The organism is Sphingopyxis sp. 550A (assembly GCF_053569535.1).
This window is the reverse complement of the sequence record NZ_CM131615.1, coordinates 4,021,793-4,046,701: the sequence shown is the minus strand read 5'-3', so window position 1 is coordinate 4,046,701 and position 24,909 is coordinate 4,021,793. Positions and strand designations below refer to the sequence as shown.

The following is a 24,909-nucleotide window of genomic DNA, read 5'->3' as shown; positions in this document are numbered from 1 at the left end:
GCCATCGATTAGCTGTCGCGGGATTTAGCGTCGGCGTAGGCGGCTTTTCCCTGCGCCCTTCGCTTGGCGAGCTTTGCCATGCGTGCGCTGATCTCGTCGGGGCTGATATCGGCGGGGTCGAAGGGTCGGCCATACCATTCGATCATGGATTTGCGTTCGGGATGACGCGGCTTGGACATGGCCTCAAGGAACTCTTCGAACCCTGGTGTGCCACCGACATCTTCGGGCGGGGCTCGCCGTTCGCCATCGACGAAGCGGGGGTAATTGGTGCCGGGAATGGTGGATGAGATCTCTTCGATCTCGATACGATGTCGCCAGTTGTCGCCGAAATCATAGGTGTAGGTGAAGCTGGTTATGCCGCGCTCGACGAGCTTGTTGATGCGCATATGGGCGGCGTCGCGGGTGCGGACCATGAAAGCATCGTCATCATCGAAGCGGATGCCATAGGCGGCATCGCCAATGTCGAACTGGAACAGATGGTAGTTCTCGAAGAGCATGCAGGCCTGGATCGCGAGGTGCAGGGTCTTGAGGCTGTTGGTGACGGGAAGTTCGACACGGCGCCAGATGGCGGGCTTCATGTCTTCGAGCGTTATGCGAATCCGTGCGATCTGGTCGGTCATGCCGCCATGCTGACGGGTGCGCTTTGCGCTGTCCAGTTCCACGGCATGAGCTCGTCCCAGCGGGAGGCGGGCCAGCCCGATGCGATCTTCTCGATGACATCGGCGATATAGGCCTGCGGCTCGACGCCGTTGAGCTTGGCTGTCTCGATGACCGAGTAGGTGGCAGCGGCGCGTTCGCCGCCAGCCTTCGATCCGGCGAACAGCCAGTTCTTGCGGCCGATCGCGATGGCGCGGATCGCGCGCTCGGCGATATTGTTGTCGATCTCCGCGATGCCGTCATCGATGTAGCGGGTGAGCGCATCCCAACGCTTGCGGCCATAGGCAAGCGCCTTCGCCATCGCCGACTTGGGCGACAGACGACGCAGGGCGTCGTCGATCGCGCCGCGAAGCGCATCGATCTGCGGCCTGGCTTGCTCCTGTCGTTGTCGGCGCCGGATATCGGGCGGCTGGCCGCGCACATCCTCTTCGATCCGGTAGAGCCCGGCGATACGTGTCAGCAGGTCGGTGGTAAGCGGCGTCGGGCTCGTCTGGTGGCACTCGAAGATCTTGCGGCGAAAGTGTGCCCAGCAGGCGACCTCGCGGATGCGGTTGCCTTCATAGAGCTTCTCATATCCGGCATAGCCGTCGGCCTGGAGAAGGCCGGTGAACGATCTGAGCTCGCTCTGCGGATGGATGCCGCTGCGATCAGGGGTGAACCGATACCAGGCGAGTGCCGGGGTTGCGGCGCCCGATGCGCGATCATCGACGACATAGGCCCAGAGCCGTGCCTGCGCGGTGCGGCCCTTGCCGGGCACGAGCATCGGCACCGGCGTGTCGTCAGTGTGCAGCTTGGCGGCCTTCAGCCCTTCTTCGCGGATGCGGCTGACGATCGGGTCGAGCAGATGCGCGGCCTGGCCCGCCCAGCCGGCGAGGGTGGAGCGATCGATGTCGATACCCTGCGCTGCCATCATCTCTGCCTGGCGGTAAAGCGGGAGATGATGATCGAACTTGTTCACGACGACATGGGCGAGCGTGGCAAAGCTCGCCTTACCGCGTGCTATCGCCTTCGCTGGCGCCGGTGCCTGGACGATCTTCTCACAGGCGCGGCAGCTATACTTGGGCCGCACGGTGCGGATAACGCGCCACTGGACCGGGGCAATATCGAGCTGCTCGTCGCTGTCGTCGCCAAGCGGGCGCAGTGCGCCGCCGCAATCGGGACAGGTGCAGTTGCCGGCCTCGGGCTCGATCCGCCGTTCGGCGCGCGGCAGATGATCGGGCAGAGCGCGCACCGGCGAGGGTCGCTCGGCGGGTGCTCTGTCGGCGGTACGGCTATCCGCGACCTCGGCTTCGCCTTCGAGCTCCTCGAGGGCGAGCTCGAGTTGCTCGATCTGCAGCGCGAGCTTCTCCGACGACTGGCCGAAGGTCATGCGGCGAAGCTGCGCAAGCTGGTGACGGAGGGTATCGATCAGCGTGTCGCGGGCCGCGAGAGCGGCTTCGAGCTCGGCGATCCGGGCGTCCTTGTCGATGATGGAAGAGGCTGGTTCCGACACCCCGGATGCCTAGCAAAACAGGCTCCGCAATGCCAGTAAAACTAACGATAATCCGCCGCTTTTTACCCTGCGAGCAAGGGTGCCGCGGTGCGTTCGGGACGCCGCCAGTCGATGCCTTCGAGCAGCATCGAAAGCTGCGCCGCGGTGAGGCTGACCTTGCCCGCCTTGGTGATCGGCCAGACGAACCGGCCACGGTCCATGCGCTTCGAGAAGAGGCACAGGCCCTGGCCATCATACCAGAGCAGCTTGACCAGATCGCCGCGCTTGCCGCGGAACGCGAACAGCGCGCCCGAGTGCGGACTCTTCTCCAGCACCTGCTGCACTAGCACCGCGAGGCCGTCGAACCCCTTGCGCATATCGGTGGCGCCGCAGGCCAGATATATCCGTGTCGTCGGCGGTAACGGGATCATCGGGCAAGGACGGACATCACCCGGGCCAGCGCATCGGCATCGACCGCCGCGTCGACGGTGAGCCGCACGCCTGACGGCAGCTCGATCCCGATCTGGCCGCTGCCTGCCGTTGCCGGGGCCGGAACGGACACCTCCACCTCGGCGAACGAGGGTGCCGGCGTGCGCTTCGCTCCCGTCAGATCGCCAGCCAGGGCCTGTCGGCGCCACGTATAGAGCAGCCCGCTGCCGACCGCGTGCCGCTGGCATGTCGCCGAGACCGAGCCGTCGGGGCCAAATGCCTCGCGCAGGATCGACAGCTTCTGATCCACCGACCAACGGCGACGGCCGCCAACGACCGCGATCCGACTGCTCATACGATCACTCATATGACCAGTCACAAGAGCACTCGCTCCCGCCGCTCCGATATCCTCGCTCATCACCGCTCCTCGCAAAGAGCGGCTATCAGCACCCCGGAACGCCGTCCCGCAAGGCGGCCTTCACACCACGGTTACCGTTGAGGCATCCGACCCGGACATCATCATGAGGCATGACCTCGAAAAGGACCATGACCCCGGTTCGGATCAATATGCAGGCTTGACAGATACCCGCAATTAAAGGGCCGTTTGACAGTCATGATTGAAAGTGATGTTGCTGAGCTCGCTCGCTGTCCTCTTTCGCAACTAGCCGCGCGGACTGGATAGCGCGCGAACCAGAGTTCGTCTCATTTCCTCGATCATTTGCGGCGTGGCATCGGCGAGGATCCCCCTCACTTTTGGCGGAATGTGGCTTGCTGGATCGCCGTGCGTTTCAAAGATGTAGTGTTCGAACATCGCGCGCCAAACCCTTCTCTCGGCCGGTGAAAGGCTGCGGAGCGCCATGAAGCCGTGCATCAATGCGTCCCATGGAGAAGGCGCTCCCTGCTTATCGAGCCACCAGTAATTGACCAGCAAGTTGAGCGGAGAAGTGGCTTCAACATGGTGATACCAGCCCGTGGGAATAAAGATTGCATCACCGGGATGAAGTTCCGCAGTTTGCGATCGCTCCAGCGCACCGGAAAACCTGGGGAAACGCACAGGGTCGGGAGCAAGTGGATCAGCTAGTGAAATCTGCGTGCCGTTTGGCACAGGATCGAACGGCCCCATGTACAGATTGCCGACTTCTTCCGGAGCAAACAGAGTGAAGCGGCGCGTTCCGGCGGCAACATAGGCAACGTTGGGAGCGGGATCGCTGTGGGTTGCCACCACTGCACCTGTGCCGAGCCACAAGCGATACTCTCCGCCATGCGGCAACATGGGAATGGCGTTGTCTTGCACGAATCCCGGTACGGCATGGTTTGCCTGGATGCCTTGCACCGCCACTGCACCAGGAGGACGCGTCCCGTTCCGAAGCGCGTCGAGGAATGCCGGAAAGGTGGTCTGGATCCGCCTGAAGTTGAAAGACGACAGGTCCGCCGAATAACCGAACTTTCCTTCAACATCTTCCTTCGCATGCAGCGCTATCACCTCGCTCGGACGAGCAAGATTGCGTAGGTAACTGAGCAGTGCCTGATCGCTCTGAATGGCGGATCTGACCACTGGCGTTTCTCTGGCAAGGCCGCGAACGACGACCGGCTCCAGAACCTCCGACGCTTGCTTCGTCAGACCTCTTAATGCTTCGGCATCAACTTCCCTGATGTCACTCGCCATGTTCGGGCTCCTCGATCGGGGAATAGATGCTGCATCACATTTTGGGAAGCGCTTCCAAAATTGACGCTTGCCGCGTTATCCGAGTCGGATAAGAGTCGCAGAAGGGAATTGCATTCGACAAGATGAGCGCGACCAGTTGAACAAAAAGCCAACAATCGATGATGTTGCCCGTGAAGCGGGTGTAGCCCGGGCAACGGTTTCGCGCGTCCTCAATTCGAGCCCCAATACAAGCGAGCGGGTCCGCGAAAAGGTGCTCAAGGCTGTTGCAAAGCTTGGTTACCAGGTGAACCATCAGGCAAGGCAACTCGCCAGTGGAAGCACCCGCGTTTTGGCGATTGTTTTTGCTGCTGACGCCGAAGTTGAACCGAACAGCTATTATCACTCTGCGATTGAGCTCGGCGCGATGCGAGCCGCAACCGAACTCGGCTTCGGTTTGGTTGCCCATACGCTCGATCCATCGGTCGATGACCACTCTTCAAAAATCGTTGCCTTGGCCAGCCAAAGCAGATGCGACGGTATCGTCCTGACGCCGCCATTTTCCGACGATGGGAAATTGATCGGAGCATTGCGTGAAGCCGGTGTCGCGCTCGTTCTTATATCCGCTGGCCCCCAGACCAGTTCCCTCGCGCCATCAGTCGGGATAGACGACAAGGAAGCCGGGCGAGAGCTCGGTGCTTACCTCTACCGACAGGGGCATCGGCGATTTGGCTTCATAGGTGGTCCAAGCGAGCACCGATCGGCGGCACTCCGCCTGGAGGGTTTGCGAGAGGCTCTCAACGGTAAATCACATTCCGATGCCTCGATTGCGGTCGTCGAAGGGAATTTCACCTTTCGATCCGGCACAGAACTGGCAGCACAGCTTTTCGATGCGCGGGATCGTCCGACAGTCCTGGTTTGCGCCAACGATGACATGGCTGCCGGCGCCTTGTTCACAGCGCACCGATTGGGCCTGAATGTACCAGAGGATATTTCCATCACGGGATTTGACGATACTCCGGTTTCGCAGATTGTCTGGCCCCCTTTGACGACCATCCATCAACCGCTGCGCCAAATGGGTGCGAAAGCGGTCAAGCTGCTTGTGAGCGCATTCGCAGGGGAGAATGGATCGGATGAGTATCGGCCAACCGAAAAGTTCGTCCCCTTCGAGATGATTCTGCGTCAATCCACGGCCACCGGATCGACTGACGGTCGATAATATGTGAGAGCGCTTCCAATTTGCCGTTGACTTTCGGCGAGCTTTCTCTCAATCGGGCTTGGAAGCGCTTCCATAACTGCGCTCGGTTGCCGGTGACCAAAAGGAGGTCGGCGGCATCTAGGGGATTGAACATCAGGATAAATCCTGAGTTGGGAGGGATAAAATGAAGGTTTACGCTCGCTCTTCGAGTCGCATTCTCGGGCTTGGTCTCACTACATCGGCTTTGGCACTCGCAGTTTCATTGCCAACGGTGGCGCATGCGCAAGACACCGACGCCGAGGAGCAGTCCGCTCCGGAAACTGCGGTGGACGAGGATGGCAATGTCATCATCGTTACTGGCATTCGCGCAGGTCTTGCCAACTCGATCAGTACAAAGCGTGATGAGATATCGATCGTCGAAGCGGTGTCGGCCGAAGATATCGGCAAATTGCCCGACGTATCGATCGCGGAAGCGATCTCCCGCCTTCCTGGTCTCACTACGCAGAGAGTGAATGGCCGGGCCCAGGTCATTTCGATCCGCGGCATGGCTCCCGACTTTTCGACCACGTTGCTCAACGGTCGCCAGCAAGCGAGCTCGGGCGATAACCGCGGTGTCGAATTCGACCAGTATCCATCCGAATTGCTTTCAAGCGTCGTGATCTACAAGACGCCCGATGCCAGCATCGCGGGGATGGGCCTGTCGGGCACCGCTGATATGCGCACTGTCCGTCCGCTCGCCTATGGCAAACAGGCCATTGCTCTCAATCTGCGGGGCGAAATCAACTCTGGTGGCCAACTCAACGACGACGTTCGCCATTATGGCTATCGCGCAAGTGCCAGCTACATCGATCAGAACGACGCGGGGACCCTCGGCTGGGCACTTGGTTTTGCCTATCTCGACGCACCATCGCAGAACCGTCACTACAAGGCCTATGCCTATGAAAGTTTTGGTGGAGACCAGAGCCGGCGGGATCGGATTTCGCCCGATTCGGCAGATACCGCACTGTTCCTCAACGGGCAGGAAATCTTTGCCTATTCGCGGCTCAACAAGCGCGCGGCGGCGATCGGTATCCTCGAATGGGAGCCGAGCGACAGCGTCCACCTGACCACCGACCTTTACTATTCGAAATTCAAACAACGCGAAGTGATGCGTGGCGCGCAGTGGTTTTCGAACGTCTGGGCCGACAACCAGAATTTCACCAATGTTACAACACAGGACGTTGGTGGCTCGCTGGTCGGCGTATCCGGAACCGTAACCGGCGTCGCGCCGCAGCTTCGCAACGATTACAATACGCGTGACGACGAGTTGTTCTCAGCCGGTCTTAACGCCGAATTCAATATGACCGATCGTCTGCGCTTTATCGGCGATCTGTCCTATTCGTCCAACAAGCGCGATGAGAGCATCACGGAAACCTATGCCGGTTACGGGTGTTGCGGCACGATAACGGTCAACAACGGCAACCGTGTCTTCGACAATATCGGCTGGGATATTTCCGATATGCTCGATGGCGGGTTTCCTACCTACAGCGAGGGGCTCGACTACGGTGATGCATCGCAAGTCTCGCTGGGCGACCGTGCGCCTTGGGGCGGCTGGGGCCACGACGGCGCGACCAAGGAGCCGCACGTCAAGGAGGACGTTTTCGCCCTCGACCTAGGCTTCGAGTACGAACTCGACGGTTTCTTCGAGCAATTCGACGTCGGTGTGAACTTCACCAAGCGCACCAAAAGCAAGTATGTTGATGAGTTCGACCTTTTCCTCAAGAATAATAGGCTACAGACACTTGTTGGAGCCGATCATCTGGTCGAGCCAACGTCGCTCGACTTCGCGGGCTTTGGCAATATTCTTGCCGTAGATCTGCGGACCGCAATCCCAACCTATTATGATCGCCGTGTGTTCACGGACAACAACACCTTCGACAAGGCGTGGGAGATCGACGAGGAAGTCCTCACCCTGCGTGCAAAGGCAACGTTCAATTCAGGTAATCTGCGCGGCAATATCGGCGTTCAGGCGATCGAGCAACGCCAGCAGTCGGACGGTAGCGCAATCAATGCGACTCTGACGCCTCGCGTTGTGACGCCTGTCTCGGTGAGCAAACAGTATTGGGACATACTGCCGAGCCTGAATGTTATTTATGAACTCGGTGGTGGCCATCGCCTGCGGCTTGCGGCGGCTGAAGTCATGGCGCGGCCACGTATGGATGAAATGCGTGCCAGCTTCATTCCCAGCTTCCCTCGCAACCCGTGTACTCCGACCGCGCAGGTCCCGACGCCATGCGTCGTGGGTGTTGAGCGAACCGGGCTGTGGTCTGCAACCGGAGGCAATGCCCTGCTCGAGCCTTGGCGGGCGAAGGCAGTCGATTTGGCCTACGAATGGTACATCGACCGGACCAGCTACATCAGTATTGCTGGCTTCTACAAGAAACTGGACAGCTACATCTATACGCAGCGTCAGGTGTTCGACTTCACCGGCTTGCCGATCCCGCCGACTTCATTGCAGACGCCCACGCAGCCCAACGGTTTGCCGCCTGGTGTTCCGGTCAGTCCGCTGGGTCAGATCAACCAGCCTGCGAACGGCGAAGGGGGATCGATCAAGGGTATCGAAATCAGCGGTGCCCTTGGTTTCGGCAAGCTCACCAGCGTACTTGAAGGATTTGGCGTAATCGGAAGTTATTCCTACACCGAATCCAACCTTCGGCCGACTGCGAGTACCGATGAAACAGTGCGCCAGGCGACCAGAATTCCTGGTCTGTCGGGCACCGTCTACACCATCACCGGTTACTTCGAGAAGGACGGTTTCCAGGCGCGAGCAGCCTACCGCTATCGTTCGGCATTCAAGGGCGAAGTTACGCAGCTGTTCGCCACACGCGGGGTGACGGAAATTCTCGCGGACAAGGATGTGTCGGCGCAGATCGGCTATACCTTCCAGGAAGGATCGTCGCTTGAAGGTCTGGGCATACTCTTGCAGGTCAACAACCTGACGGACTCCGCCTATCGCACCCGTATCGGCACCGACGGGGGTGGTACGCGAACTGCGGATGGCGGCTTCCTGCCCGAAACATATGAGGAGTACGGCCGACAGATCCTGTTTGGGGTCAACTATCGCTTCTAGCGAAATTGGGGGCCGGTCCTCTCTCCCGGCCGGCCCCCATCTCACCGCTTTGAGGTGAGCAAGATCAGAGCTGGTTCCGAAGAGATTCCGGTGCCTATCAGAATTGGCGGGTCGTCCTATCGAGAAGCCGGGCTGCCTGCGCTAAAGGAGGGCCGCGGTGCTCAGTAAGCTTTCCAGACTCCATTTCCTTTCAGGCGTAGCACTTGTGGCGGGGCTTGGGGCTTGTGCGACCGGCCCGCAATCACTCGAGCCACACGCTGCGGCACCTGCTGAATGGCCGCAGATCGTCGCGCCACATTCGACTGATCCGCAAACAGAACAGCGCATTGCTGCGATCGTTGCCGGGATGAGCTTGCGTCAGAAGATCGGCCAGATGACGCAGGCCGACATTCGCTCGGTCACTCCCGAGCAAGTGCGCAAGCACTATCTGGGCTCTGTCCTCAACGGTGGCGGTGCCTGGCCCGGAGGAAACATGCGTTCAACAGCGGGCGACTGGGTCGCGCTTTCGCGGAGCTTTTACGATGCATCGATGTCCACCGATATGTCGGTCAAGGTGCCGATCATCTGGGGGACAGATGCGGTTCACGGCCATAACAATGTGTTTGGCGCAACTCAGTTTCCTCACAATATCGGTCTCGGTGCAGCTCATGATCCAGAGCTTGTCGGGCGCATAGCCCATCTGACCGCCAAGCAGGTGCGAGCAACGGGGATCACCTGGGTATTCGCACCGACTCTGGCAGTGGTCCAGAACCCGCGATGGGGACGAACCTACGAAGGATATTCATCGGATCCGGAGCTAGTTCGGTCCTACGCAAAGTCGTTCGTCACCAGCATGCAGGGCGACCTCGTCGGCACCGATACCACAATCGCTTCGGCGAAGCATTTCATCGGCGACGGTGGAACCTGGCTAGGTAAGGATCAGGGCGAAACCCGTGCGAGCCGGGACGAATTGATCCGCACGCACGCCCCTGGGTATTTTGGCGCACTCGATGCGGGCGTCCAGAATGTGATGATCTCCTACAGTAGCTGGAATGACACCGGTGCTGGTGTCGCCCACGGCAAGATGCATGGAAATCGCGAACTGATAACCGATGTGCTGAAGGGCAAATTGGGCTTTGACGGTTTCGTCGTGTCCGATTGGAACGCGATCGAGCAGGTTGACGGCTGCACACGTACCCATTGCCCTCAGGCTATCAATGCCGGGATCGACATGATCATGGTTCCCGACGATTGGGAGAAATTCATCGATGAGACCGTTGCCGATGTAGAAGCGGGAATAATCCCGATGAGCAGAATCGACGATGCCGTTACCCGGATCCTGCGGGTCAAGTTCCGCACGGGTTTGATGGAACGTGCGCCGTTTCTGGATGCTTCGGCTGAACAGGATCTCGCCAGCGACGTGGCCCGCGCCACTGCGCGGGAAGCCGTGGCCAAGTCGCTCGTTCTGCTGAAGAACGGTCAGGCCTCGCCGCTGCCTTTGAAGCGCGACGCCAAGATTCTGCTCGTCGGTGAAGCCGCCGACAAGGTCACGGCCCAGATGGGTGGTTGGTCGCTGACCTGGCAAGGTGATGAGACGGACGATTCCGACTATCCCATTGCCGACGACATGCTCTCAGCCGTGACCAAAGCTTTGGGTGGCGGCGGCAGCGTCGAAGTCAGCAGGGACGGGCGCGGTGTCGACTTGTCCCAGTACGATGCCGTGATCATGGTTATGGCCGAAGCGCCCTATGCCGAGATGAAGGGAGACATAGTCTACCCCGCCACTCTGCGTCATACTGCGCGATATCCGGACCAACTCGAGACCCTGGCGCGTATTTCCGGCAAAGGAGTGCCTGTCGTTTCTGTGCTGTTCTCTGGGCGGCCGGTCTATGCCAACGATCTGATGAACCTGTCCGACGCCTTCATCGCTGCCTGGCTGCCGGGTACCGAGGCTCGGGGCATAACCGATGTCCTGTTCGAGGGAACGGCCGGGCGGCCGGGAAGAGTTTTCACCGGCAGGTTGCCGTTTGCCTGGCCAGGCGATCCTTGTCCGGAGACAGCGAGCCAGCCTGAATTGTTTAGTCGTGGATTCGGCCTCGATGCGACTAAGCACGGGGATTCACAGCCTCTTCCGATTGACAACCGCCTCACATGCCCGGCTCTTGCCGATTGAGCGGGGAGGAAAATTGGCATGTCAGGTGAATTGAGAACGATTCTGATCGTCGGCGGCGGATCGGCGGGGTGGATGGCGGCGGCGCTTTTGTCGCACCTGTTCCAGGGCCTTTACCGCATCAAGCTTGTTGAGTCGGAAGACATTGGAACCGTTGGCGTCGGCGAGGCGACCATCCCGGCCATCAAGAAGTTCAATGAATTGCTCGAACTGGACGAGGTCCAGTTCATGCGCCTGACCCAAGGCACCTTCAAACTGGGCATCCAGTTCAACAACTGGGACAGGATCGGCTCCAGTTATATCCATGGGTTTGGGGTCATCGGCCAGGACCTTGGCTGGCTGCGTTGCCACCAATACTGGCTAAAGATGAAGCTCAAGGGCGAAGCTTCCGATTTCGCCAACTTTTCTATCAACACCGCCGCCGCGCTCGAGAACAAGTTCATGCCCGCCCGTGCCGATGCCGGGGATTCACCAATCGGCCATATCGCCCATGCCTATCATTTTGATGCCGGGCTCTACGCAAAGTTCCTGCGCACCTATGCCGAGGATCGCGGCGTCATTCGCCAGGAAGGCAAGATTGTCGATGTTGCGATTAGATCGACCGATGGTTTCGTCGAATCCGTAATACTCGACAGTGGCGAGCAGATCGAAGCCGATTTGTTCATCGATTGCTCGGGGTTTCGTGGCCTCATCATTGAGCAGGCCATGAAAACAGGGTTCGAGGACTGGACGCAATGGTTGCCATGTGACCGTGCCATCGCCATTCCGTGCAAGCGGTCGGACAATTTCACGCCCTATACCATGGCAACGGCCCATGGAGCCGGCTGGCAATGGCGCATCCCGTTGCAGCATCGCACGGGCAATGGCCACGTCTTCTCCAGCCGGTACATGGACGAAGCCGAAGCGGAGCGAATCCTACTCGACAATCTTGACGGTGAGCAACTGGCAGAACCCAACCGAATTCGTTTCACTACCGGCAAACGCGAAAAAATCTGGAACAAGAACTGCCTCGCGCTTGGTTTGGCCGCCGGGTTCCTGGAGCCACTTGAATCGACCAGCCTGTTCCTGATCCAGTCTTCTCTCATTCGCCTGATCCGGTTGATGCCCGATGGTCGTTTCGACCAGGCAAACATCGATGAATTCAACCGGCAGACCGACTTCGAATACGAACGCGTGCGGGACTTCATCATCCTGCATTACAAAGCCACCGAGCGCGACGATACGCCATTCTGGAAATATTGCCGCGATATGGAGGTCCCCGATACGCTTCAGCGGAAGATGGACCTGTTCAGCGCCAACGGGCGGATCTTCCGCGAGGACGAGGAGCTCTTCAGTGAAGAGAGCTGGATTCAGGTAATGCTTGGGCAGGGCATCATTCCCAAGGGTTATGACCCGCTCGTCGATATCCGAAGCGAGGCGCAGGTTGTCCAGTTCCTCGGAAATATCGAGAATGTCATAGGGAAATGCGTCGCCGTCATGCCGACACATGCCGATTTCGTCGCGAAATATTGCGATGCAAAGGTTGCGATGTGATGGCCCTCCGTGTTCCTGCTTTTGGGATGCGTGCTTCGATTGGCGCACTTGCGCTGCTGGCGACCGCGTGTTCCGGTTCCGGTGCCACTAGCTCGGCAGGCACACCTCCTGGCACCGGCCCATCGCCTACGGCGTCGGTGCCTGGTTGGTTGACAACAGCGGATGGAACCAAGCGACTTTCCGCAATCACCGCAGGCCAGGTGCAGCCAAGTGCCGGTCAGTCAGCGGACGTCCTGGTTGACCTTTCCCAGCGATACCAGCCATTCTCCGGCTACGGGGCATCCATCACTGATGCCACCGCGTGGCTGCTGATGCGGAAGATGAACGCAGCCGATCGCGCGGCCTTGATGCAGGAGATCTTTGGCCCCGGTGGGGAACTGGGACTGGATATCACTCGGATCACGATCGGGGCCTCGGATTTCTCGCTCACTCATTACACCTACGCCGACACCGTTGGCGATCCGGTGGCCGACATCGCTCCTGCGAGAGCCAACCTGATTCCGGCGATCAGCGAAGTCCGTTCGATCAATCCGCGCCTGACGGTGATCGCCAGTCCTTGGTCAGCGCCGGCATGGATGAAGACCAGCCAAAGTCTGATCAAAGGCAAACTTGATCCGGCGCACTATGATGACTTCGCCCGGTACCTTGTCAGCTATGCCAAGGCAATGGATGCGGCAGGTGTGCCCGTCAACATGCTGACAATCCAGAATGAGCCGCATTTCGAGCCTGAGGACTATCCAGGCATGCGCGTCGAGCCTGCCGAGCGCGCCGCGTTCATTGGCAACCACCTGGGCCCGCTGATGGACCTAGAGATACCGCAGACACGCTTGCTGGACTGGGATCACAACTGGAACGAGCCTGAAAGTCCCAGAGCGGTCCTATCGGACCCAAAGGCATCGCCATTCGTGGATGGGGTAGCCTGGCATTGCTATGGCGGAGACTTGTCGGCCCAGTCCGCCATTCACGATAGTTTTCCCGACAAAGAGACCTGGTTCACGGAATGCTCTGCCGGCGACTGGAGCGGCGACTGGACATCGGCCTTCCAATGGTCTGCGCGAAACCTTGTCATTGGCGCGCCCCGGCATTGGGCAAGGGGCGTCGTAATGTGGAACCTCGCGCTCGATCAGGACCACGGTCCTCACCTGGGGGGCTGCGGGAACTGTCGCGGTCTGGTCACGATCAATACCGAGACCGGCACTGTCACTCGCGAGCCTGAGTATTATGCCTTTGCCCACGGCAGCCGCTTCCTGCCGGATCAGGCGCGGCGCGTAGGCTCCGCCGCCAATACGAATGGAGTGGAAGCAGTCGCTTTTCTCGGTGACAATGGCACCAAGGTCTCGCTCATCGTCTTCAACGGCACCGCCGACAAGGAAGAAATTTCCTTCAGCGTTGCAGGCAAGACCTATCGCGCTGCCATGCCGCGTGGATCATTGGCAACTTACGTAATCGCCGTTGAGGCAAATTAGGGATGAGACGATGAGGCAGCATTTGTCAGGCATTTCAGCGGCGTTTGTTTCGGTAACGACACTTTTCTTTGCCTGGGGCTTCATTACCTCGAACAACGATCCGCTGATCGCGTCGCTGAAGGCTAGCTTCAGCCTCAATTATACCGAAGCCTTGCTTACCCAGCTGGTCTTTTTCGCCGCCTACGGCTTTATGTCGTTTCCCGCTGCCGCCCTGCTCGCCAAACTGGGCTCATTGCGCTCTATCCTCGTCGCGCTGGCGACGATGATTGCCGGCTGTTTGCTGGTGCAGTTTATCGTTCGCGTTCAGGATTATACCTTGATTCTGGCTGCGCTGTTCATCCTTGGAGCGGGAATCACGACCTTGCAGGTCGCGGCAAACCCTCTGGCCGCTGCGCTCGGCCCACCGGAAAGCAGCCATTTCCGCCTGACCTTTGCGCAGGCTTTCAATTCACTCGGCGTGGTTCTGGGGGTGAACTTCGGATCGCGCATCATGCTCGGTGAGGACGTCCTCAAGGCTGGTCATGCTCCAATCACCGATCCGGCCGAACGCGTGATCGCGCTTCAAGCCGTATCCCACGCATTCCTCCTGATTGCGGCGATGCTTGTCGGGCTGATGGTGTTCATCTGGTTCTCGCGCGAACGGATTACCAAGGCCGCGCTGGACTTCGGTCAGGCTCCGGGAGGCTCTGTGCTGCATGCGCTGCGTTCGAGGTGGGCGTTGTTCGGTGCGCTCGCAATTGGCCTCTATGTAGGTGCCGAGGTGTCGATTGGCAGCATCATGATCAATTTCCTCAATCAGTCCGACATCATGGGGCTGCCTCTGGAAGTTGCAGGCTTCTATCTTGCGAACATCTACTGGATGGGTGCCCTGATTGGACGTTTCATTGGTTCGTACCTGTTGACCATCGTGCGGGCGCCCGTCTTGCTTGGTATTGCCGCAAGTGTTGCTATGACACTTTGCCTTGTCGTCGCCGTCTCGTCCGGACCCTTGGCTGGCTACGCGGCACTTGCCGTGGGGCTGTTCAATTCCATCATGTTCCCGACAATCTTCACGATCACGCTGGAGCGGGCTGGGGTTTCTCAGGCTTCGACGTCGGGCTTGCTATGCGTAGCCATCGTCGGCGGCGCAGTTTTGCCCTATGCCGTCGGGCATATGGCCGACAGCGCCAGCCTGTCGACGTCCTTCTTCATTCCAATGGCAGCCTATGCCGTCATCGCAGTTTTCGCTGTCCTAGCTGTGCGGGCTCGTGTTCAAAGTTCCGGCGAAGAAGTGGTGCCGGTAGCCCACTAAGGCAGGGAGCCTAGCTGCATCCTTTCCCCCGCTGCTTGGACGGAAGCTTGAGCAGCGCGGCGAACGGAAAGTGGTCGGAGGGAACGCGGCCATTGAGGTGCTGGGCAATGACCATGCTCCGCCAAACCGCGACTCTCTCGCTGACGAAAATGTGATCGATGACCTGACCAGCCGGAGGTTGAGCCTCGAAACGATTGAAGGTCGAAGGTTGCTCGGCTGCACTTGTTGAGCTTGCAGCCTCCTGGGCTGACCTGAGGCCTGTGAGTTGGAGCATGTCGGCAACAGCTGGATCGTCGGAATCCGTGTTGAAGTCGCCAAGCATGATTACGGCGTCGTTGCCGCTACGGGTATCCTGCAGCCAGCGAGCCAATTGTTGCCCGCTCTCGGTGCGTGCCTCTCGCCCCACATGGTCCCAGTGGGTGTTGACGACAAGTACGCGGGTTTTGCTCCGCCGGTAACGGAGCCGCGCCCATGTCACGATACGCGGGTACGCAGCATCCCATCCGGTGGAAGGGATCGAAGGGGTTGGTGAAAGCCAGAAAGTACCGCTGTTTTCGATCCGGAATACTCGTCGGTCGATGGCGATCGGCGATGCTTCGCCGGCCAGCTTGCCGTCATCGCGTCCGCCCCCTACGAACGCATATCCGGTCAATGCTGACTGAAGGTCCGCACGCTGATTGGGCAGGACTTCCTGCATGCCTAGCAGTGCGGGTCGGAGCATCTCTATCTGGCTGATCAGGAAATTACGACGATGGGGCCAGCTATTCTGTCCATCGGCCGCCGTATCAAGCCTGATGTTATAGGTCATTGCCAGGATCGGTGCAGCACAGCGATCTTCACCAGCGCGGGCAGGCGTGGTCCAAGCCGCAACAAGGAGAAGTAGCAGCGTAAGGCGTGACTTGCTCCAGATTTTCATGGTCGTTCTCACAGGTTGCTTGAGAAATTGGTAGCGCTTCCAATTTTCCCGTCAAAGTGTAATTCTGCGGACAAGGAGCGTGATAGGCGTGAAGGAAGTGCTTGTTGTCGAGGCGGCGGAAGCCAATCTCTCGTCCTTTCGGGAGAAAGGTGAACCGGTCGTGATTCGCGGCCTGGTTGCGGGCTGGCCGATCGTCAAGGCTGCGATCGGCGGTACGGACGAACTTCTGTCGCAACTCGCAGCCAACGCCTCCGGCGCTCCGCTCACATATTCAGTGGCCGATCCCTCGGAGCAGGGACGCTTCCATTACACGCGCGACGTGCGAGAGCTGAACTTCACTCGCCAAGAAACCACGCTCCGGCAATTCCTCCAGCTTTTGGCCGAGGAAGCGAATGCTTCGCACCCTCGGGCGCTGGCGGCACAGGGCCTCCCTGTCCACCTTTGCGTTCCCGGCTTTGTCGCGGTCCATCCGATGCCGCTTCTGCCGCCATCCGTCCTCCCGCGAATGTGGATCTGTAATCGGGCCGAGGTTGCGACCCATAACGACGAGCTGGAGAACATAGCATGCGTCGTCGCAGGGCGGCGCCGGTTCACCCTTTTCCCTCCTGAAGCAATCGGTGACCTATACATGGGTCCCTTTGAGCTCACACCTGGAGGGACGCCGATCAGCATGGTCCATGTCTCCGAGCCCGATCACGAGCGCTTCCCGCGGTTTTCGTCCGCCCTGGCCCAGGCTCAGGTTGCAGAGCTTTCGCCCGGCGATGTGCTCTATATTCCTTACCAATGGTATCACCACGTTGCCGCGCTCGAACCAGTCAATATCCTGGTGAACTATTGGTGGGACGCGGCGCGGCAGGACCTTGGGTCGCCGTGGGATGCACTATTGCACGGCGTGATCGCCTTGCGTGAGCTCCCGCGTGACCAGCGCCGTGCCTGGAAGGCCATGTTCGACCACTATGTCTTCGAGTTTAACGGTCCCGCAGGCGAACACCTGCCGTCGGACATCCGTGGTGTACTCGATTCGGCAACGCCAGCCAGGATCGAGGAACTCAAGCGTCACCTGATTCACAATCTTTGTAACGACGGGGCGGGCAAGACCGGCCCGTTCGCCTAGAAAGACCGGAGTCTTGAAATGAAACGGACAATTGCACTTTCGCTCGGGTTTCTTGCCGCTTGCCTGCTCCCTCCGGCAGCGCTGGAAGCGCAGGAAGCGCCATTCGGTGAGGAAATTCACGTCTTCAACGTGGAGGACGAGGTCTACCCACCTCATGGGTGCGAAACGCTGTTTGTTGGCAGTTCCAGCTTTCGCTTCTGGTTCGACATGAAGAATGATTTCCGCAAACTGCGGATACTCAAGCGCGGCTTCGGAGGTTCGCAGATCTCCGACATCAACTATCGGTTCGATCAAGTGGTAGGGCGCTATCGGCCGCAGCGCATCGCATTCTACGCTGGTGAGAACGACATCGATGCCGGCAAGTCGCCCGAAGCCGTGTTAGCCGAATTCACGAAGTTCATGGAAAGCAAGACCGCGGCCTTGGGCCCGACCCCGGTGTTCTACGTCTCTGCCAAGCCGTCGCTTGCCCGGTGGAATCAGTATGCGAGCCAGTCGGAGCTCAATCGCATGATCGAGCAGATGGCCCAGGAGCGTGACGACCTCGTCTACGTGGATATCGTTTCGGCCATGCTGAAAGAGGGAAAGCCCGACCCATCCCTGTTCATTTCGGATGGGCTGCACATGAGATCCTCGGGTTATAAATTGTGGCGCGAGCAGATTAGCAACGCGTTCAGGCGTGCCAAAACGAGCCGAGCACCGGGATGCTGATCGGCAAAATGCGCTTGGTGCGACTGCTGCTGGCATTGGCAGCGAATCTGCTTGCATTGCCCACGTCGGCCCAGGTCATGCCTATTGGCCCAGTCCTTTCTGCAGCTGATCTGCGCGAGAGTCAGGATCTTTCAGGCCAATGGACCTGGTCAATCGATCCCTATCGCGACGGCCAAGCCGGGTTCCATGGCGGCGATGTCGGCGAGGGGCATCGGCGCTTCGATGACACGGATGTGGCGAGTGTCCGTGCCGCCGCTCCGTTGGCGCTTTACGAGTACGACATGGACGCTGCCCCGGTCGCCACCCTACCGTCGTCGTGGCTAACCCACTCAACACAGATGCGCCAATACCAAGGCCTGGTCTGGTACCAGCGCCGCTTCGATACGATCCTCGATCCTGGAAAGCGGACATTCCTGCGCTTTGGCGCGGTCAATTACGCGGCCGAAGTCTGGCTCAATGGCACCCGGCTCGGGACACATGAAGGCGGGTTTACGCCGTTTGCCTTTGAGGTCACGGGCCTTCTTCGCGAGAAGGGCAATCGCCTCGTCGTCGCCGCCGATTCAAATCGCAGCGATAAGGATGTGCCACCGCCCGTCACGGATTGGGAAACCTATGGCGGGATCACCCGTGACGTGCGGCTCCATACCGTTCCGGGTACCTTCGTAGACGATGCCTGGGTGCGGATGGCAGCTGACGGAACTATCGCTGCGAATGTTCGGCTTAATGGCGAGGACAGAGCAAATTTGTCCGTTCGATTGGCAATTCCCGAACTGGGGATCATCCAGACCGGTGTTGCGGACGCCAACGGGAAGGTGTCGTTCCGTTTTGCGTCGCCCAAGCGGCTGGTACGCTGGTCACCTGAACGGCCGAGACTTTACCGCGTCGAATTATCTGCAGGCGAGGATCGCTGGCATGACACTGTCGGCTTTAGGACAGTTACACTGCGAGGCAGCGAGATCTTGCTCAATGATCGACCGATTTTCCTGCGCGGCATAAGCCTCCACGAAGAGGAATTCGGGAAAAATCCCAGTCGCATTGTTTCTCACGCCGAGGCGGAACAACTTCTGGGCTTGGCCAAGGAAGGTCTTAACGCAAATTTCGTGAGGCTGGCGCATTATCCGCATGGTGAGGCCATGCTGCGGGCGGCCGATCGGCTCGGACTAATCGTATGGAGTGAGATCCCGGTGTATTGGCGGATCGCGTTCGACGACCCGCAAGTGCTCGAGAAAGCCCGCCGGATGCTCGCCGAAATGATCCTGCGCGATCGCAACCGCGCAGCAATCGCCATGTGGAGTGTTGGCAATGAAACACCGGTCAGCGAGGCACGCAACGAGTTCATGACCCAACTGGCAAACGACGTTCGCCAGCTCGATCCTGACAGGCTGGTGACCGCAGCGCTTCTGACGGGGCGTGAACAACGAGCGGAAACGCAAGTGGTGACGATTACCGATCCACTCGCCGAGGCAGTCGATATTCTGGCTGTGAACACCTATTTCGGTTGGTATGGCTCGGATCGACTTGAAGATATCGGCTCTCTCCTTTGGGATCTGCCGGAGAACAAACCGTTCCTGTTCTCCGAATTCGGCGCGGGGGCAAAATTCGGCCTGCGAGAACTTGGCTCGTCTCCTGCCAAGTTCACCGAGGATTATCAGGCAGATTATTATCGTGCCACGCTTGCCATGGCAGACGAAATTCCAAGCTTGGCAGGCATGTCGCCCTGGATATTGAAAGACTTCCGTTCACCCCGACGGCAGCTCCCGGGCGTCCAGGACGGGTGGAACCGCAAGGGCTTGGTCAGCGAGACAGGTGAACGAAAGCTGGCCTTCGAAGTCCTGGCACAATGGTATCGTATCAAGCAGCAGGAGTGTTTTAGCCTTGAGAGCGATCCGGAAGGCAGATGCCGGTGACGTTCAATTCCGGCGTCGCAAGAGCCTTGCCCGCGCTGTTCGGCGATATCGCCAAGGCGCAACAACGGTTGCCATGCCGCGCTCCTAATTGGCAGGAGGCATCTGCGCCGCAAGTCGCGCTAGCGCATCACCCAGCTCCGGGTTTCCGACATCCGCTCCATACACTTCGAGATAGGGCATCCTGTAGCCAAGTGACGCAATATCTCCAGCAACTGTCAAATTAGTAACCGCGTCACATGGCTTGTTTTGACCATTCGCCCGGCAGGATTGCACGTCGGATGCAGGCCAGACCCATTGCGCGGATGGCAAGATGCGGTCTTGGGTGTTCGTCAATTGCTCGAGAATGAGTGCCCAGCCTTGGGTGAGCGAGCCTGATGTACGCGGATCAGGTGTAGTCGCGCCCAAATTCCACCGCATCGCCAGAAACTGGCGGTTCGGCCATCTGGTCCGGACATGGTCCAGCACTTGTCGCGCAAGGAAATCCCCGGCTGTTTCCCCGGTCAATTTCGCAGGTAATTGTGAGGATCAGCGTGCAATAGGCACCCCCTTCGTGGGGTGATCGGCGTGCAAAAAGGACCCCTTCATCCCGGGGATTTAGTCGGCCGACTGGTTTTGATCAGTTGGCGAGAACGGGATGTTGATCGTGGAGACAGTGGTTCGGATTCGGCGTGAGCATGCAGCGGGTAAGGCGATCAAGGCGATCGCTCGTGACCTTCGTTTGTCGCGGAAGGTCGTCCGCAAAGCGATCCGGTCGCCGGAGGCGGCGTTCAACTATCAGCGCAAAGTCCAGCCGCTGCCGCGGATCGGTCCTTATCAGGATCGTCTCGATGCGCTGCTTGAGGAGAACGAAGGTCGCGGCCGCCGCGATCGGCTACGGATGACGCGTATCCATGACCTGCTGGTGCGCGAGGGGTTCGATGGATCCTATGATGCGGTGCGCCGCTATGCGGCGCGCTGGCGTGCTGCGCGGCGGAAGGATGCTGGCGAAGGCGCACCGGCGTTCATCCCGATGACCTTCCAGCCGGGTGAGGCCTACCAGTTCGACTGGAGCCACGAGGATGTGGAGATCGCCGGCAAGCCGATGCGGGTGAAGGTGGCGCATATGCGTCTCTGCGACTCGCGCGCACCCTATGTCCGGGCCTATCCGCGCGAGGGCCAGGAGATGCTGTTCGATGCCCATGCCCGGGCGTTCGCGTTCTTCGGCGGTGTGCCGCGACGCGGTATCTACGATAATATGAAGACGGCGGTGACGGCCGTGTTCACCGGCAAGGAGCGTGTGTTCAACCGCCGCTTCCTGATCATGACCGATCATTACATGGTCGAGCCGACCGCCTGCTCGCCGGCGGCGGGATGGGAGAAGGGCCAGGTCGAGCAGCAGGTCCAGACGATCCGAGGCCGCTTCTTCCAGCCGCGACTCCGGTTCGCCAGCCTGGCCGAGCTCAACGGGTGGCTGGAGGCCGAGTGCCGGCGCTGGGCCGAGCATCATGCCCATCCCGAACGCGGGGATATTACCGTCGCCGAGGCGCTGGATATGGAGCGACCGGCCCTGCAGCCGATCCTGGCACCGTTCGACGGCTTCCATGAGAGCGAGCATGCCGTCACCGGCACCTGCCTCATCAGCTTCGATCGCAACCGCTACTCGGTCATGTCGACGGCCGCACGCCGGACCGTTCAGGTGCGCTCCTATGCCGATCGCATCGTCATACGCTGCGGCGATGCGATCGTCGGGGAGCATGAGCGCCACTTCGGTCGGAACCGCACGATATACGATCCCTGGCATTATCTGCCGGTCCTCGCGCACAAGCCCGGCGCGCTGCGTAACGGCGCACCGTTCCAGGACTGGGATCTGCCGCCCGCCCTGCACCGATTACGGCGAAGGCTCGGCACCGGGGACGAGGCCGATCGCAGGTTCGTGCGGGTCCTCTCGGCGGTGCTCACCGATGGCCTGGAGCCGGTAGAGGCTGCCGTGCGCGAAGCGTTGGCGAACGGAACGGCCAGCGACGAGCTGATCCTCAACATCCTCTCCCGGCGCCGCGAGCCGGCGACACCCCACAGCATCGTCACTTCGGAAGACCGGATGCTGCAGCATCCTCCGCTCGCCGACTGTGCCCGCTATGATCTGCTGCGAGGCTATGATGCAGCGGCATGATATGATCGACACGATGCGCGGCCTCGGACTCAAGGGCATGGCGGCGGCGTTCGACGAGGCGGTCACCACCGGCCTCCAGCGCAAGCGCACCACCATGGAGATACTGACCGACCTGCTCCGTGCTGAGGCGACCCACCGGGATGCAGCTGTCGATACCGGATGTATTCTCCCCAGAAGTGCCGAATGAAAATTCCCCAGTTTGAGGTGAGCGCCAATTCGCTCCGGGGCTAGCCCCGGAGCGAATTGGCAACGACCCGCACGGATCCCTCCTATGCTTGCCCGGATTGGCGGGAGGCGTGGCAGGTGATCAGACTTGAGGAAATTGTCATGATCCATGACTTGAAGCGGCAGGGGCTGTCGGTGTCGGCGATTGCGCGGCAGACGGGCCTTGATCGAAAGACGGTACGCAAACACCTGGCCGGCGGCGTGAAGGCGCCGGTGTACAAGCCCCGGCCACCCCGTCCGCGGGAGCTGGAACCCTACGAACCATATCTTCGCGATCGCATCGCGTTATATCCTGGGTTGTCTGGCAAGCGTCTCTTCCGCGAAATCGCTGCGATGGGGTTCAAGGGCGGCTACACGACCGTCACGGACTTCCTGCGCCAGATGCGGCCGCCGCGAGTGGTCCCGTTCGAGCGGCGCTTCGAAACACCCGCGGGACGGCAGGCCCAGGTGGACTTCGCCCAGTTCAAGGTGGCGTTCAGCGATGAGCCGGGCGTGACCCGGATCTTCTGGCTGTTCTCGATGGTGTTGGGTCATAGCCGCTGGCTGTGGGGTCGGTTCTGTCCGACCCAGGATCTGCAGACGGTGATGCGCTGCCACATCGACGCCTTCGATGCGATGGGCGGTGCCCCGTCCGAGGTGCTTTACGACCGCATGAAAACCGCTGTGATCGATGAGGATGCCGAGGGTATTGTGATCTACAATCGGTCGCTGGTGGCCTTGCTGGATCATTACGGCGCTTTGCCGCGTGCATGCAGGCCCTATCGGGCGAAAACCAAGGGCAAGATCGAACGGCCCTACCGCTACATCCGTCAGGACTTCTTCCTTGGACGCACCTTCTGCAACGCTGATGACCTGAACAGGCAGTTCCGCGAATGGCTGGACACGGTCGCGAATGTTCGGTTGCATGCCACGACCCGGCGGATCGTCAGCGAGCACTTTGCCGAGGAGCAACCGGTCCTGACGGCCTTGCCTGCGGCCCCATACAATGCGGTGCTCACGATCGAGCGGCGAGTCAGCCATGAAGGCATGGTATCGGTTGGCGGCAATCTCTACTCGGTGCCCGACGCTACGCGCAAACGGGTCGTGGAGGTGCAGAATCATCCCCGTGAGATCAGGATCTTCGAGGATCGCAAGCTGATCGCGGTGCATCCCGTTCTCGATGGACGCAATCAGCGCCGGGTTGATCCTTCCCACCGGCGGCTCGCTCCGCCTCGCGCGGCAACAGTGCCGCCGCCTGCAGGGCTTGAGATTACCAGGCGCTCGCTGGGCTTCTACGAGGCGGTAGGACGGCGACTGGCCGGCAGCGAGGTACGGCCATGACGGAGATCATCGACCGCATCCGCACGAGCCTGGTTGGCCTGAGAATGCCCCGCGCGCTCGAGGTACTTGATCATACCATGCGGTGTCTGGAGCGCGGCGAAATGACCGCGCTTGAAGCCATCGATGTCTTGCTCTCGCATGAGTATGGCAATCGGGAAAGCAGGCGCTTCACTGTCGGGCTCAAGACCTCACGGCTCATGCCCATGAAAACCCTCGAAGGCTTCGACTTCTCGTTCCAGCCTTCGCTGGATCGCGGCCGCATCCTCGCACTGGCGCAGCTCGACTTTATCGAGCGCGGCGAGGTGGTCCATCTGCTGGGACCGCCGGGCACAGGCAAGAGCCATCTGGCGACAGCCTTGGGCGCAGAGGCTGTTCGCGCTGGCAAGCGTGTTTACCGCGCCAGTCTGGCTGAGGTGATCGACATGCTGGTGCGTGCCGAGCGTGACGGACGGCTTCCCGAACGGCTCCGGTTCTTCAACCGAAACACCCTCCTTATCGTCGATGAGATCGGCTACCTCCCGGTTACGCCCGGCGGTGCCAACCTCTTCTTCCAGCTGGTCAACTCCCGTTACGAAAAGGGAGCGATGATCCTCACATCCAACCGCGGCTTTGCTGAATGGGGCGAGGTGTTCGGGGATCCGGTGGTGGCAACGGCGCTCCTCGATCGCTTGCTGCACCATGCCATCGTGATCCAGATCGAGGGCGCCAGTTACCGCTTGCGCGCGCACTCCGACCTCGTGCCGGAACACACCAGGGCGATCTCAGCGATCACGCCGCCGCCGCCGCCCAAAAGGCGCGGGCGGCCACCGAAGGAGCGCACGCACGATCACTGGAACGGCTGATCACCGAAACCCAAACTGGGGAATTTTAACCCGGCACTTCTGGGGAATTATTAGTCAGCGTTGACAGCAGCCTCCATCCGCTATCGGATGACGGCTGCGAGGCTGCCCGTGGTGAAGGACCTGGAGCGGTTCAGCTTCGAGGGCACACCGATCAATGAGGAGATGATCCGCTCCCTTCACGATGGCTCCTTCCTCCCGCCTCGCCGCAATATCGTGCTGGTCGGCGGCACGGGGACAGGCAAGACCCACCTCGCCATCGCGATCACCGCCAATGTCGTGCGAAGGGGCGCTCGCGCCCGCTACTTCAACACCGTCGATCTGGTGACACGCCTCGAAGAGGAGACCCGGATCGGCAAAGGCGGGACCCTGGCGGCGCAGCTGTCGCGGCTCGACCTGATCGTGCTCGACGAGCTCGGTTATCTGCCGTTCGCCCGCTCGGGAGGGCAGTTGCTGTTCCACCTCATCAGCAAGCTTTATGAGCGGACCAGCGTCATCATCACCACGAACCTCGCCTTCGGCGAATGGCCGACCGTGTTCGGCGATCCCAAGATGACCACGGCGCTGCTCGACCGCGTCACCCACCACTGCGATATCGTCGAGACGGGCAACGACAGCTGGCGCTTCAAAAACCGCAGCTGACAGCCACCTTCGGCGCCTTCAAAAATCTATCTTGCGCTGCGCGCGCCTCCGGTCGGGCTACGCCCGCCCTCCGCCGCACGCAGCGCAAGGCCATCTTCAACAAACCAACATCATATCCGAAAAAGGGGGTCCCTCTTCTGAACA

At 60.1% G+C, this 24,909-nt stretch carries 18 protein-coding genes and 2 pseudogenes; 14 read left to right on the top strand and 6 right to left on the bottom strand.

The window, feature by feature from the left end:
• Positions 1–8: 8 nt before the first annotated feature.
• The 5 genes from ACVENA_RS19595 to ACVENA_RS19575 all read right to left on the bottom strand — a co-directional run bounded on the left by ACVENA_RS19595 (position 9) and on the right by ACVENA_RS19575 (position 4,223).
• Positions 9–620 carry a plasmid pRiA4b ORF-3 family protein gene (locus ACVENA_RS19595; RefSeq protein ID WP_037513771.1) on the bottom strand — a complete coding sequence of 204 codons (612 nt, stop codon included), beginning with the start codon at positions 618–620 and terminating at the stop codon, positions 9–11.
• The gene (gene tnpC, locus ACVENA_RS19590; protein ID WP_449326736.1) at positions 617–2,149 is read right to left on the bottom strand and encodes an IS66 family transposase; all 1,533 of its coding nucleotides are present in this window, start codon (positions 2,147–2,149) and stop codon (positions 617–619) included. Before tnpC ends, ACVENA_RS19595 begins: the two co-directional genes overlap by 4 nt.
• A 62-nt stretch (positions 2,150–2,211) precedes the next feature.
• Positions 2,212–2,559, bottom strand: coding sequence for an IS66 family insertion sequence element accessory protein TnpB (gene tnpB / locus ACVENA_RS19585; protein ID WP_006963110.1), 348 nt, complete (start codon positions 2,557–2,559; stop codon positions 2,212–2,214).
• Positions 2,556–2,912, bottom strand: coding sequence for an IS66-like element accessory protein TnpA (tnpA, locus tag ACVENA_RS19580; protein WP_052182212.1), 357 nt, complete (start codon positions 2,910–2,912; stop codon positions 2,556–2,558). The genes tnpB and tnpA overlap by 4 nt, the downstream gene beginning before the upstream one ends.
• 306 nt (positions 2,913–3,218) lie before the next feature.
• Positions 3,219–4,223 (bottom strand): cupin-like domain-containing protein, encoded by a 1,005-nt coding sequence (locus ACVENA_RS19575; protein ID WP_449326735.1) that lies wholly within the window; start codon positions 4,221–4,223, stop codon positions 3,219–3,221.
• Between the two features lie 136 nt (positions 4,224–4,359).
• On the opposite strand from ACVENA_RS19575, the gene ACVENA_RS19570 reads away from it, so the two are divergent.
• The 6 genes from ACVENA_RS19570 to ACVENA_RS19545 all read left to right on the top strand — a co-directional run bounded on the left by ACVENA_RS19570 (position 4,360) and on the right by ACVENA_RS19545 (position 14,945).
• Positions 4,360–5,418, top strand: coding sequence for a LacI family DNA-binding transcriptional regulator (locus ACVENA_RS19570; protein WP_449326734.1), 1,059 nt, complete (start codon positions 4,360–4,362; stop codon positions 5,416–5,418).
• Between the two features lie 163 nt (positions 5,419–5,581).
• Positions 5,582–8,506: a TonB-dependent receptor gene (locus tag ACVENA_RS19565; protein ID WP_449326733.1), complete on the top strand. Its 2,925-nt coding sequence runs from the start codon at positions 5,582–5,584 to the stop codon at positions 8,504–8,506.
• A 157-nt stretch (positions 8,507–8,663) separates the two neighbouring features.
• The gene (locus ACVENA_RS19560; RefSeq protein ID WP_449326732.1) at positions 8,664–10,658 is read left to right on the top strand and encodes a glycoside hydrolase family 3 protein; all 1,995 of its coding nucleotides are present in this window, start codon (positions 8,664–8,666) and stop codon (positions 10,656–10,658) included.
• 18 nt (positions 10,659–10,676) lie between these two features.
• Positions 10,677–12,188 (top strand): tryptophan halogenase family protein, encoded by a 1,512-nt coding sequence (locus ACVENA_RS19555; protein ID WP_449326731.1) that lies wholly within the window; start codon positions 10,677–10,679, stop codon positions 12,186–12,188.
• Between the two features lie 149 nt (positions 12,189–12,337).
• A complete protein-coding gene (locus ACVENA_RS19550) occupies positions 12,338–13,654 on the top strand; it encodes a glycoside hydrolase family 30 protein (protein WP_449326730.1) in 1,317 nt (438 codons plus the stop codon).
• A 10-nt stretch (positions 13,655–13,664) separates the two neighbouring features.
• Positions 13,665–14,945 carry a sugar MFS transporter gene (locus ACVENA_RS19545; protein WP_449326729.1) on the top strand — a complete coding sequence of 427 codons (1,281 nt, stop codon included), beginning with the start codon at positions 13,665–13,667 and terminating at the stop codon, positions 14,943–14,945.
• Between the two features lie 10 nt (positions 14,946–14,955).
• On the opposite strand, the gene ACVENA_RS19540 is transcribed toward ACVENA_RS19545, so the two are convergent.
• Positions 14,956–15,861: an endonuclease/exonuclease/phosphatase family protein gene (locus ACVENA_RS19540; RefSeq protein WP_449326728.1), complete on the bottom strand. Its 906-nt coding sequence runs from the start codon at positions 15,859–15,861 to the stop codon at positions 14,956–14,958.
• A gap of 88 nt (positions 15,862–15,949) precedes the next feature.
• Here ACVENA_RS19540 and ACVENA_RS19535 point away from each other — a divergent pair, with 88 nt between their 5' ends.
• The 8 genes and pseudogenes from ACVENA_RS19535 to istB (ACVENA_RS19500) all read left to right on the top strand — a co-directional run.
• Entirely contained in the window at positions 15,950–16,975 is a 1,026-nt protein-coding gene (locus ACVENA_RS19535) for a cupin-like domain-containing protein (RefSeq protein WP_449326727.1), read from the top strand.
• 18 nt (positions 16,976–16,993) lie between these two features.
• Positions 16,994–17,683, top strand: a complete 690-nt coding sequence (locus tag ACVENA_RS19530; protein WP_449326726.1) for a GDSL-type esterase/lipase family protein — start codon at positions 16,994–16,996, stop codon at positions 17,681–17,683.
• Complete coding sequence (locus tag ACVENA_RS19525; RefSeq protein ID WP_449326725.1) at positions 17,677–19,590, top strand: glycoside hydrolase family 2 protein; 1,914 nt, start codon at positions 17,677–17,679, stop codon at positions 19,588–19,590. Before ACVENA_RS19530 ends, ACVENA_RS19525 begins: the two co-directional genes overlap by 7 nt.
• 634 nt (positions 19,591–20,224) lie before the next feature.
• The gene (gene istA, locus ACVENA_RS19520) at positions 20,225–21,739 is read left to right on the top strand and encodes an IS21 family transposase (protein ID WP_021238707.1); all 1,515 of its coding nucleotides are present in this window, start codon (positions 20,225–20,227) and stop codon (positions 21,737–21,739) included.
• Positions 21,726–21,887 (top strand): annotated as a pseudogene (locus ACVENA_RS19515) (ATPase); the annotation flags it as partial. The gene istA (ACVENA_RS19520) and the pseudogene ACVENA_RS19515, both read left to right, overlap by 14 nt.
• Before the next feature lie 155 nt (positions 21,888–22,042).
• Positions 22,043–23,284 (top strand): IS21 family transposase, encoded by a 1,242-nt coding sequence (gene istA / locus ACVENA_RS19510; protein WP_053554353.1) that lies wholly within the window; start codon positions 22,043–22,045, stop codon positions 23,282–23,284.
• The gene (gene istB / locus ACVENA_RS19505; RefSeq protein WP_053554354.1) at positions 23,281–24,126 is read left to right on the top strand and encodes an IS21-like element helper ATPase IstB; all 846 of its coding nucleotides are present in this window, start codon (positions 23,281–23,283) and stop codon (positions 24,124–24,126) included. The genes istA (ACVENA_RS19510) and istB (ACVENA_RS19505) overlap by 4 nt, the downstream gene beginning before the upstream one ends.
• A 66-nt stretch (positions 24,127–24,192) precedes the next feature.
• Positions 24,193–24,765, top strand: a pseudogene (istB, locus tag ACVENA_RS19500) (IS21-like element helper ATPase IstB); the annotation flags it as partial.
• Positions 24,766–24,909 lie beyond the last annotated feature (144 nt).

Bases quoted from the DNA above. Each gene is read 5' to 3' on its own strand.
- ACVENA_RS19595 (WP_037513771.1), bottom strand. From the start codon at position 620: ATGACCGACCAGATCGCACGGATTCGCATAACGCTCGAAGACATGAAG.
- tnpB (WP_006963110.1), bottom strand. From the start codon at position 2,559: ATGATCCCGTTACCGCCGACGACACGGATATATCTGGCCTGCGGCGCC.
- tnpA (WP_052182212.1), bottom strand. From the start codon at position 2,912: ATGAGCAGTCGGATCGCGGTCGTTGGCGGCCGTCGCCGTTGGTCGGTG.
- ACVENA_RS19575 (WP_449326735.1), bottom strand. From the start codon at position 4,223: ATGGCGAGTGACATCAGGGAAGTTGATGCCGAAGCATTAAGAGGTCTG.
- ACVENA_RS19565 (WP_449326733.1), top strand. From the start codon at position 5,582: ATGAAGGTTTACGCTCGCTCTTCGAGTCGCATTCTCGGGCTTGGTCTC.
- ACVENA_RS19555 (WP_449326731.1), top strand. From the start codon at position 10,677: ATGTCAGGTGAATTGAGAACGATTCTGATCGTCGGCGGCGGATCGGCG.
- ACVENA_RS19545 (WP_449326729.1), top strand. From the start codon at position 13,665: ATGAGGCAGCATTTGTCAGGCATTTCAGCGGCGTTTGTTTCGGTAACG.
- ACVENA_RS19540 (WP_449326728.1), bottom strand. From the start codon at position 15,861: ATGAAAATCTGGAGCAAGTCACGCCTTACGCTGCTACTTCTCCTTGTT.
- ACVENA_RS19530 (WP_449326726.1), top strand. From the start codon at position 16,994: ATGAAACGGACAATTGCACTTTCGCTCGGGTTTCTTGCCGCTTGCCTG.
- ACVENA_RS19525 (WP_449326725.1), top strand. From the start codon at position 17,677: ATGCTGATCGGCAAAATGCGCTTGGTGCGACTGCTGCTGGCATTGGCA.
- istA (WP_021238707.1), top strand. From the start codon at position 20,225: ATGTTGATCGTGGAGACAGTGGTTCGGATTCGGCGTGAGCATGCAGCG.
- istB (WP_053554354.1), top strand. From the start codon at position 23,281: ATGACGGAGATCATCGACCGCATCCGCACGAGCCTGGTTGGCCTGAGA.